Raw genomic sequence first — 13,535 nt, forward strand, 5'->3', positions numbered from 1 at the left:
TGTCCGGTCATGAATTCCGCGGCCATTAGCAGAGCCAGCTGGTTCAGCACCTCTTTCAAATCGCGCCGGCGAATATGCTTTTGTAGCAGGGTTAGTGCGGCCATACTCCGATGTTGCATAATTTCTTCATCAGGGATTGTAGTTAAATCCACCAACGGGAATCCGCTACTATAGAGCGTTGTTGCTATCTTTGATTCGCTGAAAAGCTGCAGCCAGTTCATGCTGTAAGGATAGGGGCTGCGCTTACCCTGATAAAACAATACAGGAATGACAAGCGGCAAAGCGTTATGCCCGGCGTCAAGATGACGTTGCATCGCTGCTACGGCATAACGCATCAGGCGGAACGCCATATGTCTGTCCGGCGAGCTTTGATGCTCAATCAGGACATGGACATACCCGTCACCTTTTTGGGTTTTTAGCGAGTACAGTACATCGCTATAGTAAGAACGCAGGTCATCTTCAACAAAACTTCCAGACTCCAGCCTGAGCGTCGCAAGGTCGCAAATCGCGAGCAGCGCAGGCGGCAGATGTAGCGTCATAAAGTCCCGCGCAGTCTGTGGGTGGGAAAGAAATGTTTTGAAGACCGCATTATGCGGTGTAGGCGTGCTGTTATTCTTCATTGCGTCACCTGAGCATTTTCCCTGAGCTTCAATGATATTACTGAGGCCTCAATCAAAGCAGACGATGAAAAAAATAAATTCAGCAGGCATGATTTACTTTTTCAGCCTGCCAGTCATTATTGAAATACATTAAGCTGAATGTTGCACATCGTTTGATAAGCTTAGTTTTTCGCAAAAATTATTAAGAGAAGTCATTAGTTTAAATAAATAGCTTTCCGGTATAAGAATGGAATTTCTTGGGTTTAGTTCATGTGGCTCTATAAAATACCCCGGGGGTGAAGGAAATACTTCTGAAGTACCAGCTAATTGTTCAACTTTGAATTTAGCCTCGAAGATATCTTGAGCAAAAGCATGGATGCTGGGAAAGAATTCAATGCCGGAATTAACTCTTTCAACAATTTCTTTAATCTCAATTATTTCATCACCTCTATTTATAATTTTGGCTTCACTGGGTTTGTGATATTCACCATATGTAATGCGGTAATTTTCTACAGAAGCACTATCATACAATGATGACTCTGCCTCAACTCTGCAACTCTCATAAAGTGGGTTTAGCACTTCAATTTCATTTTTTCTGACAACAGGGCCTGCATCATACTTTGAGTTTTTACTTTCATTTGAAATGCGTTTAATATCACGGGACATCGCGGCAACCTCGCCAGAACCGAAATAAAACAACTCCACGCCCTGCTTACTTTCCGATTTAATGCTATTAACGGTTAACATGTTCTCTCCTGATCAAAGCAATAATTTAATCATTTTCCCTCTTTTTCTTCTTTCAAAATTCAATCAAAGATTCGCATTTGCAGTCATGGTTACTATGATTAAAAATTAAATATATCTGACGTTTCATTGGCTAAAGGTCGGATTAATAGCTGTCAGCGAAGTTGAGGTTGATTACGGGGAGATCACGCGTGAAAGATTTTAAAGGTAACAAACAGGCGTTGCCTGTGCGCTACTGTAAACAGTGTCACAAACCCATGACGTGGCGCAAAAAGTGGGAGAAAAACTGGGACGAGGTACAGTACTGCTCTGAACGCTGCCGCCGCGCCGCGAAAGCGGCACGGACAGCAGCAGAGTCATAAGGGGTTAGTTTGCAGGCGCCGTTTCCTGGCGCTTGTCACCAAACCGTTCCCGCATATGCGCTTCAATCTGCTCCAGCGACTTGCCGCGCGTTTCCGGCAGAACCAGCGCAACAAAAATCAGCGAACCCACGTTGATAGCGGCAAATATAAAGAAGGCGTTGTTACCCACCAGCGACAGCAGAGGCGGAAAGGCAAAGGCCACTGCCGCATTACAGATCCACTGAAAAGCCACCGCCGAACCGGTCAATACGCCGCGTACCTGCATTGGAAAGAGTTCTGACATCAGCAGCCAGTAAACCGGTGAAATGCACATCTGCATAAAAAACAGGAATACCAGGATACAGGCGAGCGCCAGCAGGCTCTGCGTCATGCTGTTCGGCATAAACACCAGCACCGCGCCCAGCGCCAGCTGCATTGCAATCACAATACATAACCCGGTCATCAGCATTTTGCGTCGGCCAAAGTGGCTGATTGCCTTGATACCGGCAAACGTCGCCAGTACGGAAACCACACCGTTGCCAATGGTCGCAGCAATCGAGGCGCTGGTTCCCATGCCGGTGCTCTTCAGGATAATCGGCGTGTAGTACATAAAGGCGTTTACGCCGGTAAACTGCAGCACAATACCCATGCCGCAGCCCATCAGCAGCAGACGAACAATCCACTTCTCTTTCAGCAGTTCACGCGCCGCCGGCCCCTGTCGTGCCATACGGGCGTTTTCGCGCATCTCTTTCATTTCAGCTTTAATTTCGCGCGGGTTTTCGCGCAGCTTACGCATGATGCGCATCGCTTCACTGAGGCGGCCCTCCGCGACCATCCAGTGCGGCGACGCCGGGACAAAGAAAGTGCCGATAAACAGTAGTACGCCCGGTACCATTGCCAGCGCCAGCATATAGCGCCACATTTTCGGATCGTGCAGCAGCAGACTCATTGCCGCGCTGACGATATAAGCCAGCAGCTGGCCTGAAACAATCATCAGCTCATTGCGGCTTACCAGCGGCGCACGACGCTTGGGTCCGGCGATCTCAGCGATAAACACCGGCACGGTCGATGAACCGCCGCCCACGGCGATGCCGAGTATAAACCGCATCACCACCATGATTTCGATATCGGGCGCCACCGTGGTACCAAAAGCGCCGGCGACAAACAGCAGCGCCAGACTGCGCAGCGTAATACGGCGGCCAAAGCGATCGGAAACGTAACCGCTGAGAAACGCCCCCACCGCGGAGCCAAACGTCAGTGAGGATGTCACCAGCCCTTCGGTAAAAGGCGTAAGGTTAAGCCCGCCCTGTGCGGCAGGTAGTGTCATATAGGGCAGTGCGCCGGAAATAATTCCGGTGTCATAGCCGTATGCGAGGGCTCCCATTGTGGCCACCAGCACCACAAAAAACAGTCGTTGCTGAACGGTGAAATTAAGCGCGCCGCCGTCGTCCGGCGAGTCCTGAGAAGAGTTTTGCATAGCTGCATCCCTGTTTAAATGGCACACACAGCACGTTGCTGTGTAAAGAAAGGTATGAGTATAGGAGCGATTTTCGGAATGGGATCTGAATCACATAATTCGTTAAAAGCAGCGGGTCCCCGGTACTAAACCAGTAAGGTATGCCGTCTGCCTCTGTAAGCCGGGCGCAATCATATTGCTGTATCCGTTTCCGGTACGCCCGTGCCGGCCGATACCTTACCCTGCACTGCCTGAAAGGATGCCGCCTGATGCCCGTGAATTTTGATCTTAATGACCTCTATGCGTTCCGCGCGCTGGTGGAATATGGCAACTTTCGCCTGGCAGCAGAGTCGATCTGCCTGTCGCAATCTGCGCTGAGCCGCCGGATTGAAAAACTGGAAGCGGCGCTCGGCACGCGGCTTTTTGACCGCACAACGCGTCGCGTTACGCTGACGCTCTATGGCCAGAGCTTTGCTGAGCGATCTGAACAGCTGCTGGCAAACGTGGAAGCGGTACTGGCTGACATCAATCAGGTAAGCCAGGAGCGCACCGGTCTGGTGACGGTCGCGACAGTGCCTTCGGCTGCGTACTACTTTATGCCTGAAGTGATCCGGCGCTTTCGCGCACGCTATCCGCGGGTGCGGGTCAAAATTATCGACAGTAGCGTGGGCAATGTTATTGAGGCGGTCAGCAGCGGCCAGGCGGATTTCGGGATCTGTTTTGCGAAAAGCCTGCCGCCGGCCATTGAATTTTTACCGCTGGAAGAGGATGTGTATGTTGCGGCCTGCCGGCACGATCACCCGCTGACGCGCCGATCATCACTGAGCTGGGAGGAGTATTTTCAGCAGGAGTATATCGGGCTGGATAAGGTATCAGGTAACCGCTCCCTGCTCGACCAGGCGCTGGCGCATATCATTCCGGCCCGGCCCAGCATCTGTGAAACGCGCCACGTCACTACCCTGTTAGGCATGGTCGAGGCGGGCATTGGTATTGCGGCAGTGCCGGCGATGTCGATGCCCTCCTCAGGGCACTCCTTACTGGCGCAGATACCGCTGACGCATCCGGTGGTGACCCGATCCGTGGGTCTGATTCGCCGTCGTGGCCGTATTCAGTCATACGTTGCCGCCGAGCTGGAGAAGCTCATTACTGAACAGTATCACCCTGCTTAGCGGTCGCGGTTACGCTGTGCATACCGGTTGCGGTCACAATTTTCTGCGCCTGCGGAGAGGCCAGGAAACTCAGAAGCGCTTTACCTTCATCGGGATGCTGCGCGTTTACCGTTACCGCGCCGGCGAAGCGGGTAATGTACTGCACATTTGCCGGCAGCTCACCGGCAAAACTGACACCCGGCACCGGCAGCAGCTCGCTGACCTGCTGGAAGCCAATGGCGTAACGTCCCTGCGCCACCTGCGAGGCGACCGGAATGCGCTCCACCATCTGCGCTTTTGTCTGCATCTCCCGATCGATCCCCAGCTTTTTAAACAGCTCATTACTGACATAGCGGCCGCTGGCGCTGTCTGAATAGGCGACAGACTTTGCGCTAAGCAGTGTCGTACGCAGCTCAGCATCGGTTTTAATCGCCGGCAGCGGATCGCCCTGCTTTACCACGATACCAATCGGCGAGTCTGCCAGCTCCTGGCGGGTGCCGGCGGCAATGCGCTTATCCTGCTGCAGATGCGTCAGCGCATCACCGACCATAATCACCACATCAGCCTGTTCACCGCGCGCCAGGCGGTTCGGGATGGCCTGCGGCGTCTTCCCCATAGAGGGGCCGGGGATAACTACCAGATGGTTACCGCTCTGTTTTTCATAGACGGGTGCCAGTTTTTCCAGTGCAGCTTTAAAGCCGCCGGAGATCATCACGCTGACATCCTGCGCCAGCACGCTGGTGCTGAACGAAGCGAGCATGATTGCAGTAAGGCTCAGAATCGGTTTATACATTATTTCATTCCCTGTTAACGTGCGGTTTGCAGCGTCAGTGCGCGACGACGATAGAGATAGAGCGTGGCGAGCAGCGCGCAAATTGCGGCAAAGCTCATCCAGTAGCCTGGCGACGCTTTATCACCGGTATACTCAATCAGCGCAGTGGAGATAACCGGCGTAAAGCCGCCAAAGACCGCGGTCGCCAGGCTATAAGCCAGTGAAAAGCCCGCCACGCGCACTTCGGCTGGCATGATCTCAGTCAGAGCAGGGATCATAGCGCCGTTATAGAGGCCGTAAATGAAGGAGAGCCACAGCAGTACCGTCAGCATCATAGAGAAGCTCGGTGCCGCCGCCAGCATGGTCAGCGCCGGGTAAGCGGTTGCCAGCGCCAGCAGCGTCATCGCGACCAGCACTGGCTTACGGCCAAAGCGGTCAGACAGGGCACCGCCCACCGGCAGCCAGAGAAAGTTAGAAATGGCCACCAGCAGCGTGACCAGCAGACTGTCTGATGCGCTGAGCATCAATACTTTTTTGCCGAAGGTGGGCGCGTAAACCGTGATCAGATAGAACGCGGTAGTGGTCATCGCCACCATCAGCATGCCCGCAATCACAACCGGCCAGTTGCTCAGCAGCGTTTTAAATACCTCACCCATCGCCAGATGTTTACGGCGCGCGGTAAACTCTTGCGTCTCTTCCAGCTTGCGACGCAGAATAAAGATAAACGGCACGATCAGGCAGCCAAACAGGAACGGGATACGCCAGCCCCAGCTGCTGATTTCACCCGGCTCCAGCGCAGCGTTCAGGGCAAAGCCCATTGCGGCTGCAACCATAATGGCAACCTGCTGGCTGCCAGACTGCCAGCTGGTGTAAAACCCTTTTCGGCCCGGCGTGGCAATTTCAGCAAGATAGACCGAAACACCGCCCAGCTCAGCGCCTGCTGAAAAACCCTGCAGCAGACGGCCGGTCAGCACCAGCAGGGGTGCCCAGAGGCCGATACTCTGATAAGAGGGGATCAGTACAATCAGGAATGTGCCCGCCGCCATGATAGAGAGCGTGACGATAAGCCCTTTACGACGGCCCACTTTGTCGATGTACGCGCCAAGTACAATGGCGCCGATAGGACGCATCAGAAAACCGGCGCCAAAGACGGCAAAGGTCATCATCAGTGAGGCAAACTCACTGCTGGCCGGAAAAAAGGTATGGGCGATATAGGTGGCGTAGAAGCCAAAGAGAAAAAAATCGAACTGCTCCAGAAAGTTACCGGATGTCACGCGCAGTATGGCACTGATACGCGAACGGGTAGTCATGGGTGAGGTAGAGGAATGCATCAGAATCTCCAGTTGTCATGGGCGCTTTATCGTTGCGCCTGTCACGAAAGACTGGATCAGAAAAATAGAGTTAATAAGTGCAATAAACTCATGCACTGATGCGTTACATGCATTAATACAGACCCGAAGCTGAAAATCAGTTTATATATTAGGTTGTTAAATATATGTAAGCATCATGTCAGGAATATTCAGGCTGAATGGTGACACATCAGCTTTGTGACCAGCTTCAAGTGTGTTGCTGGCGCCCTGCGTGGTCTTATCAACAGGATGAGCGTAATGCAGGCTGCTTCATGGCATCTGCTTAACTTCCGGCAGCGCCATATCGCAGGCAAACGCATTCATCAGCCTGTCATACGTTTTTTTATGCTCGGGATGCCTGACGCCTGAAAGCAGTTTCCGATCTGCATCTGACCATCCGGCAGCATGGGTACGCTGCTCGTTGATCCGGGCGTTAATTTTTGCTCCGCTCTTACCGGCAGAGTAAAAGGCGGTGTTATCCATATACTTCAGATAGAGATCAAAGGTGTTTTCCGACCAGACATGCCGGTTTGGATACATAATCTTATGTATATATCTGCGCGCGTCTTTGATCTCCTGCGCGCTGTATTGATCCCAGTCGCCCACCTGTTCGATATACGCATAAATCGTGTTGAGCGGTTCTCTAACCTGGCTGAACACCTCTGTTCTCAGCATCAGCGCTGAGATTTCTTTTTTATATTCAATATGATTACTGAGCTTTTTCTCAAACAGCGCGTTCTGAAATGACCACGCCAGCAGACAGATCACCACCGGCACCGCAATAGAAATGAAGATTTTAACCAGCTCGATTCGGAATAACGTTTTATCATTCATGTCGTCACTAAGGCTGGGGGAGAGAGAAGACGCGAATACTCTGAATGACTTATTAGTGATTCTGCTACAACAAATCGCTCATTACCTGAAAAAGCCTGCGCTTTACCCTCAGCCATCAACGGGTGACCGCTCAAAATCAACATTCATTATAATTCCATCAATCACTGAATCGTAAACAGACTTAGGCTGGTAAACAGAAAAGTAATTCAGTTGGTGATCATGGCATATCAGAATGAAACAGGCGACCTGGCCGATACACATCCGGAATGTACCCTTCGCTTTTTGAATACCCCTCTTTCGGGTTGTGAATATGAGCTAAAAGCGGGCATCACCCGGATACTTGTTGGTCCGGAGGAGGAGATTTTCGATAACGAAAGTGAATATGATCAGATCGTTGTACCGTACGGTAATACGCTAAGTCATTTCCTTCTTCGCGTTGATGAAACCAAAAGCGCAATCTTTTTTACCAGCGAACAAGGCAGCGAACAGCCCTTATCCGGTAATCAGGAAACGGAAGCCTGCGGCGTCAGGTTTGCGATTAAGCTTCCCGGCGAAGAGTGGGATATCAAAGCGCTGAAAAAAAAGCCTGCCCTAAAGAAGCGCAGCGTCGCCGTTACCGCAATGCTGAGCATAGGGGTGCTCTCCATCATCGCGCTTAGCATTATGCTGTTCAGCATGGACAACGATCAGAGACGGAGTAAAAAAATCCGAGCCGTCGTTGCTGCGGATTTCCCTGAAGTCGTGGTCGTAGAGGGTAAAGACAAACAGCATTATATCCTTGCCGGGAGTCATCAGCATCAGGTGTGGCTCACGCAGGCGCTACGCAAAAAAACAGACCTTGAGCAAAAGCTGTTTGTTCTGGACAAAAATAAAGAAGAAGAAAAAATATACTTATGGTTTAAAACGAACAGTCCAGATCAAAAAGTTCATGCGCTGAATCTTGATAACGCAGGCACGGTCCGCATCACGTCCAGCAGCGAACGTAGCCAGATTATTTCTCCGCAACAGAGTGAAAAGGTAACGCTGCGGGCAACAGACGCTTTTTCCTATATTAAAAATGTCAGTTTTCACTATATCAGCGATCAGGCTGTGGTTCAGGATGCGATAGACGCTGTCAGCAAAGTCACGCAAAAGTATGACGTAATAAACAATAAAGATAATGTTTCGCTCAGTCTTTATGGCGAGCGAAATGACAATGAGCTGCTGCTGCTACAAACGCAAATTAAAGATTTTAATCAGCGCTGGAAAACTGACTACGTTCAGATTGTGATTACGCTAAGCGATGAATGGCTTCGGGATAAATCATATATTTATGGCAAGGAGGGCTTTGTCAAAATGTCAACCTCCCACTGGTTTTTCCCGAATAAAAGCCAATAAATTACCCCACAACACAGTTAGCTTCATGGAGAAAAAATGAAAGATTTTAATAACAGTATGCACAGCTTGCCCGACTGGAACGGTTTTCTGACTGACCTGTCAGGCTCTTTTGATACCGGAGTAACCGATTTGAATGCACGACTGACCAAAGCGCTGGAAGAGTTGCAGAAAGACCCGTCCAACTCCCAGCTCCTTGCTGCGTATCAGGCTGCGTTATCGGAATATACGTTGTACCGAAATGCACAGTCGAACGTTGTCAAAACATATAAAGATGTTGCTGCAGCCATTGTGGCCAACTATCGATAGGTGAAACATGGACATTGCCAAAATCAGCCCGGTCTCATTCTCTGCTGAGACTGATGCACAAAGCCTCAACACCTCGATTGACGATGTGATGAAGAACGCGCTTTCTAAACTCATGGCTGAATCTTATCTGGAGAAAAGCGACGTGCTGGAAAGCATTGCTAATCCGGTAAACAGTACGGATCCGGAAAAGCTGTTTGAATATCAGAAACGGGTTCAGCAATATAACATTGACATCTCCATGATCTCAGCGCTGACGCGCAAAGCTGTTAACACCGTCGATACACTGTTGCGCTCATAAAAAATGAAAAAATCTACGTTACTTCTAATTGCGATTACCTTTTTAATCACCGGGTGCAAGCAAGAGACGTTACTCGAAGGCCTTAATCAGGAACAGGCAAACGAAGTTGTTGCCGTATTGCAGAAAAACAATATCGACGTGAAGAAAAGCCCAAAGCAAAAGGAAGGCTTTAGCGTATTGGTCAGCAATGAGGATTTCTCTTACGCCGTCGATATTGTCACGCAATACGATCTTCCTTCGCGCGCCCGAAATCAGATAGCGGACTATTTTCCGTCCGACTCTCTCGTCTCATCTCCGCGAGCCGAAGTGGCGAAGATCTATTCAGCGATAGAACAGAGGCTTGAACACACGCTGGCACAGATGCAAAACATTGTTTCAGCCAGTGTTCATGTCTCTTACAACGTCAGTAATATTGATTCCACCTCAAAGCCTGTGCCGGTGCATATTGCAGCACTGCTGAAACACGATCAGGATATAGCTGATAAAGAGGTGCTGTTAACAAACGCGAAAAGGCTTCTTAAAAACAGTTTTAATGAAGTCAGCTATGACAACATCTCTGTCATTCTTACGAAAATAGAGGAGATCAGTCCGCTATCGCCAACGCCGCGTAAGACAGGCTTTAAAATTATCTCAGCTGCCAGCGGAGCGATGCTCATCATAATGCTGATTGTAATAATGGCCGGACTGTGGCTGCTGAAAAAACGTAAAGAGTCCAGAGCGCTGCAATGAACCATACTGAGCTGAAACATATCAAAGCGATCTATTCTAACCCGCTCAGCTGGATACATCACGATAAACGACCGCGGGGTCCCCTTCCCGCTTCTGCTACCTGCCGGGGAATAATAAATAGCTGGCTGGCGGCCACGTACGACATTAACGCATGTCATGAAACACCTGATTTAACAGCGTTTGAGAAACAGCTATTCCGACACTGGGAAGCGCTGCCGGTAATATTTTCCTGTATGGCTGCGCAGCGCAATCGCCGCTATCTCCTGCAAACTGATTACCGGACAATACCTGGCGTTGTCACTTCATTTATGAAACTTAGCACCGGAATAACCTCAGCAGAGAAGCAGCATTTAGCTTCCCGCTTAACGCTGGACGATCTGACATATAGCGAAGTGCTGTCACTGAAAAGGGTTATTCCGGAAGAGCAGGTAAATATGATTACGCTGCTGTTTGCTAAGCGCCAAAATGCGTGCCTGCTTCCGGAAGTTGAATTTAACATGCAACTTTTTATTCTGGCGCAACAACATGTCATTAAGCAAAGATAATTACCGTCATGATAAAGCGATTGAGGGAACGCTGCTTACAGCGGAGTACATTCATCAGTTGCAAAAAAGCCGGAACATTGTTTCGCAGGCTGAAAACAGAGCAAAGAAAATGATACAGGCTGCAGATAAAGCGGCTGACACTGCTTTTCAGCAGGCGTTAACAGATGGCTACAACCGAGGTATTACCGCTTCACTGGATATCATCGGTGGCTACCTCTGCAGCCTTGAAATGGCGAAAGCGCACCTGGTCAGCACGCTTAAACATGACCTCAGTGAAACACTGAGCAAAATAGTGGGTTCGGAAGAGATTATCACGCAGCAGTTAACCCGCTGGGCTAATCAACAGACAGATAAAACTATCCGTCTGCTAATCCCGGCGTCGCTGGAGGTGCAACCTCATGACCTTCAGGAAAAGCTGCAGCAGGGGAATAAAATCCTGGCGGTAGCCTGTCATGATGACAATACGGTTATCGCCGAAAGTGGCGATCAGATTTTTTGTATTGATATAGCCCGATTTCACGAAAAGCTGATTGATGAATTTATACACGCCTCTGCTTCTGTAAATGAAAAAGCTGAAGAGGTTAACCAGACGATGAACGAGCAATATAACGCGCTTCGTTCAAGCCTTACCCCTGGAGAAGAAGATGAAAATTGAAAACCTGCCTGCAGCAGCCACCGTTCCCCCGGAAAAAGAGGATGCTACCCCCTCTTCAACCGAAGAATTTATGTTCGAATTGATGATGAATGAATGGCGCAGTCGCGTTTTAAGCTCAGATGGGCTGACTGAAGAGGATAATACAGAATGGTAACCCGGACACAATCAGTGATACGGCTGATACTGACGATGGGATTTTTACTGCTGCTCACAGGATGCAGCCTTATAAACAATAAAAGCGATCGCGCCACATGCACTGCGGTATCAACTGCCGTAAGTGCAGAGGCTTATTACGATGCAATGCTGAAATGCGTACATGCAAAGAATTATACCGAAGCTTCGCTGTTATACGGCCTGGGCGGCACAACAACCTGGTATGACGCTCAAAAACACCCTGGCGAAGCGAGCACGCATCGGCATAAGACATTACTGAGCAATGTGCTGAACCAGCTCCAGCCCGAAGAAAAAACTGAACTCTGGAAAGCCGTCAACGCCTGGATGAAAAATCCGGCGGATCTGCGTCTGTTGTGCAGCCGCGTCGAGTCCCGCGCGCCAGGCAGCGCCAGTAACCTGCAGTGGCAAAATGCAATGGCCAGTTATCTGCATTGTCCCATGATAGTCGATGCAGCCGCGCTTTAAAGATATTATTAAACGATGATTTTTGTGAAATCGATATTAAAAGATATTATTAAGGCTTCAGAAATTGGTTTGTTAAGCAATGTATTAGTCTGTTAACAAAACCTGATGGCGTTTTTCACTGCGGCACTGCTCTGTATTGGTAAAAATCAGCATGATACATTGGCACCATTATCCCTAAATGCTTGATTTACTACTCTATGCTGTCAGGTAAACATCATGTTCAACTATCATTTTGATGAATTCACAATTAACAAAGACTCATTATTTATCAGAGGAAAGCCCGTTTCTATTCCACCAAAAGAGCTGGCAGTGCTGCACCTTTTAGTTACGCATACCGGAGAGATAATTTCCAAAGATGAGATTATAGCTAATGTATGGTTTGGTGGATGTGTGTCAGATGAATCGCTGGCAAGATGTATTTATGTAATAAGGAGGATTCTTGGAGAAACAACTGACAATATCTTTATCAGCACAATTTATGGTAAAGGCTATCGTTTTGTAAAATCCGTTTCCAGAGTCAGCCGGGAGCAGCCAGCCACCACAGAAGATAATATTGCTGCGGATGAATTTACACTGGCTGTTTTTCCTTTTAACATGCAGAACAGCGATAAATCCTTCATCATATTTGACTACCTGATGAGCCAGCATGAATATTTTAACAGCGAGTGCGGCGTGACATTTTGCCCTTCCGCACTGACTATCAACAGTAAAAATATCAATACCACATTTACCGACCTCAAACAGGCTGGCGTAAACTATTTTATTACCGGCAATGAAATTATCGCCAACAATGTTTCAATTATTCGCGTTGAACTGATAGACAGTGCGACGATGGCTGTGCTGGCACGCAGAACGGTAATACTCAGCATGGATAACACGATAAATCTGATTAACGTCAGCCGGGGCATTGTCAGAATGCTGAAGAGACTAAACATCGCATCGCGGCCGGAAGCAGGATCATATTATTCAGCCTGCCCCTCTCCGCTCTCCAATATCAATATGTTCTCTCTCTCATTTAACGATCTTGTCAAAAAACTTGATACTCAGTACGATCTTTCTCCGAAGGAGTTTTACTTTCTGGCGAACCGGTACGCACTGCTGGAGTTCATTGAAAATCCGGAAAACGCCTATGTCACACAGAAAATTACCGATTATGCACAGCGCCTGCTGGAAAGCGACGCCACAAATGCTTTGGCGCTGGCAATCAAAACCATTCACAGAAGTGACATATCTGACTGTCAAAAAGAGTCACTGTTTGAAGTTGCCATGATGCTTGATGCCTGCTCTGCAGATATCTACTTCTACTACTCATGCCTGTTAATTAAAATTAAAAAGTATGCGCCGGCAATGCAATCTATCGACATGGCTATTATGCTCGATAAGCACAACCCTGTTTATCGCGTTCTGAAAATGATTGTTCTTTATAAGCAATGTAAATTTGATCAGGCTATTAAAACAGAACCTGATCTTATGGGTGACGATCCGGTGTGCAGAGTCATTGTCAAATGTTTGCGTATCAAGATGTTTTCAGAAGCAGGGAATTTGCTGGCGGCAAGCTCCACCCTGAAACAGCTGGAAAAGCACAGAAAATCTTCATTTGTCAATTCATGTTACGTTAAGGCATCGAACCAGATTTCAGCGGCGCTGACCCGGGCGACCTACTGCCCGGAACACTTCAATGCACCACAAAACTCATATCTGATGGGGAAAGTCAGGTATCTCTATTCTGTATCGTAACCATGG

General features: G+C 49.0%; 16 protein-coding genes and 1 pseudogene. 11 read left to right on the forward strand and 6 right to left on the reverse strand.

Features of this window, described 5'->3' with window-relative positions; all coding sequences use genetic code 11:
• Both B4M48_RS16660 and B4M48_RS16665 read right to left on the reverse strand, forming a co-directional pair.
• Window positions 1-620 (reverse strand): annotated as a pseudogene (locus tag B4M48_RS16660) (Rpn family recombination-promoting nuclease/putative transposase); the annotation flags it as partial.
• 129 nt (window positions 621-749) lie between these two features.
• On the reverse strand, window positions 750-1,346 hold the full coding sequence (locus B4M48_RS16665) for a hypothetical protein (RefSeq protein WP_288657315.1): 597 nt from the start codon (window positions 1,344-1,346) through the stop codon (window positions 750-752).
• A gap of 188 nt (window positions 1,347-1,534) precedes the next feature.
• Between B4M48_RS16665 and B4M48_RS16670 the strand changes: the two genes are divergently transcribed.
• The gene (locus B4M48_RS16670; protein WP_071882943.1) at window positions 1,535-1,705 is read left to right on the forward strand and encodes a DUF2256 domain-containing protein; all 171 of its coding nucleotides are present in this window, start codon (window positions 1,535-1,537) and stop codon (window positions 1,703-1,705) included.
• A gap of 4 nt (window positions 1,706-1,709) precedes the next feature.
• On the opposite strand, the gene B4M48_RS16675 is transcribed toward B4M48_RS16670, so the two are convergent.
• On the reverse strand, window positions 1,710-3,161 hold the full coding sequence (locus B4M48_RS16675; RefSeq protein ID WP_065647936.1) for a sugar porter family MFS transporter: 1,452 nt from the start codon (window positions 3,159-3,161) through the stop codon (window positions 1,710-1,712).
• A gap of 248 nt (window positions 3,162-3,409) precedes the next feature.
• On the opposite strand from B4M48_RS16675, the gene B4M48_RS16680 reads away from it, so the two are divergent.
• Window positions 3,410-4,309, forward strand: coding sequence for a LysR family transcriptional regulator (locus B4M48_RS16680; protein WP_040113384.1), 900 nt, complete (start codon window positions 3,410-3,412; stop codon window positions 4,307-4,309).
• Here the strand turns inward: B4M48_RS16680 and B4M48_RS16685 are convergent.
• From B4M48_RS16685 to B4M48_RS16695, 3 genes are all read right to left on the reverse strand, one after another.
• Entirely contained in the window at window positions 4,284-5,048 is a 765-nt protein-coding gene (locus B4M48_RS16685) for a substrate-binding domain-containing protein (protein WP_369826836.1), read from the reverse strand. The genes B4M48_RS16680 and B4M48_RS16685 overlap by 26 nt on opposite strands.
• A 47-nt stretch (window positions 5,049-5,095) precedes the next feature.
• Entirely contained in the window at window positions 5,096-6,391 is a 1,296-nt protein-coding gene (locus tag B4M48_RS16690) for an MFS transporter (RefSeq protein WP_108570319.1), read from the reverse strand.
• A 288-nt stretch (window positions 6,392-6,679) separates the two neighbouring features.
• Window positions 6,680-7,243: a hypothetical protein gene (locus B4M48_RS16695; protein ID WP_108570320.1), complete on the reverse strand. Its 564-nt coding sequence runs from the start codon at window positions 7,241-7,243 to the stop codon at window positions 6,680-6,682.
• A gap of 219 nt (window positions 7,244-7,462) precedes the next feature.
• Here B4M48_RS16695 and B4M48_RS16700 point away from each other — a divergent pair, with 219 nt between their 5' ends.
• The 9 genes from B4M48_RS16700 (at window position 7,463) to B4M48_RS16740 (ending at window position 13,529) form a co-directional block, all read left to right on the forward strand.
• On the forward strand, window positions 7,463-8,620 hold the full coding sequence (locus tag B4M48_RS16700; protein ID WP_108570321.1) for a PrgH/EprH family type III secretion apparatus protein: 1,158 nt from the start codon (window positions 7,463-7,465) through the stop codon (window positions 8,618-8,620).
• A gap of 66 nt (window positions 8,621-8,686) precedes the next feature.
• Window positions 8,687-8,926: a type III secretion system needle complex protein gene (locus B4M48_RS16705; protein WP_108570335.1), complete on the forward strand. Its 240-nt coding sequence runs from the start codon at window positions 8,687-8,689 to the stop codon at window positions 8,924-8,926.
• 7 nt (window positions 8,927-8,933) lie between these two features.
• Window positions 8,934-9,224 (forward strand): type III secretion system inner rod subunit SctI, encoded by a 291-nt coding sequence (sctI, locus tag B4M48_RS16710; protein ID WP_108570322.1) that lies wholly within the window; start codon window positions 8,934-8,936, stop codon window positions 9,222-9,224.
• Between the two features lie 3 nt (window positions 9,225-9,227).
• The gene (gene sctJ, locus B4M48_RS16715) at window positions 9,228-9,953 is read left to right on the forward strand and encodes a type III secretion system inner membrane ring lipoprotein SctJ (RefSeq protein WP_108570323.1); all 726 of its coding nucleotides are present in this window, start codon (window positions 9,228-9,230) and stop codon (window positions 9,951-9,953) included.
• On the forward strand, window positions 9,950-10,498 hold the full coding sequence (locus tag B4M48_RS16720; RefSeq protein ID WP_288657321.1) for a hypothetical protein: 549 nt from the start codon (window positions 9,950-9,952) through the stop codon (window positions 10,496-10,498). The genes sctJ and B4M48_RS16720 overlap by 4 nt, the downstream gene beginning before the upstream one ends.
• Entirely contained in the window at window positions 10,479-11,153 is a 675-nt protein-coding gene (locus B4M48_RS16725) for a hypothetical protein (RefSeq protein WP_288657323.1), read from the forward strand. The genes B4M48_RS16720 and B4M48_RS16725 overlap by 20 nt, the downstream gene beginning before the upstream one ends.
• Window positions 11,143-11,307, forward strand: a complete 165-nt coding sequence (locus tag B4M48_RS16730) for a hypothetical protein (protein ID WP_288657325.1) — start codon at window positions 11,143-11,145, stop codon at window positions 11,305-11,307. Before B4M48_RS16725 ends, B4M48_RS16730 begins: the two co-directional genes overlap by 11 nt.
• 35 nt (window positions 11,308-11,342) lie before the next feature.
• Window positions 11,343-11,792, forward strand: a complete 450-nt coding sequence (locus B4M48_RS16735; RefSeq protein WP_288657327.1) for a hypothetical protein — start codon at window positions 11,343-11,345, stop codon at window positions 11,790-11,792.
• A gap of 216 nt (window positions 11,793-12,008) precedes the next feature.
• Complete coding sequence (locus B4M48_RS16740) at window positions 12,009-13,529, forward strand: winged helix-turn-helix domain-containing protein (RefSeq protein ID WP_288657329.1); 1,521 nt, start codon at window positions 12,009-12,011, stop codon at window positions 13,527-13,529.
• Window positions 13,530-13,535 lie beyond the last annotated feature (6 nt).

Source organism: Pantoea sp. UBA6567 (assembly GCF_002434165.1).
Classification (GTDB): Bacteria; Pseudomonadota; Gammaproteobacteria; order Enterobacterales; family Enterobacteriaceae; genus Pantoea; species Pantoea eucrina.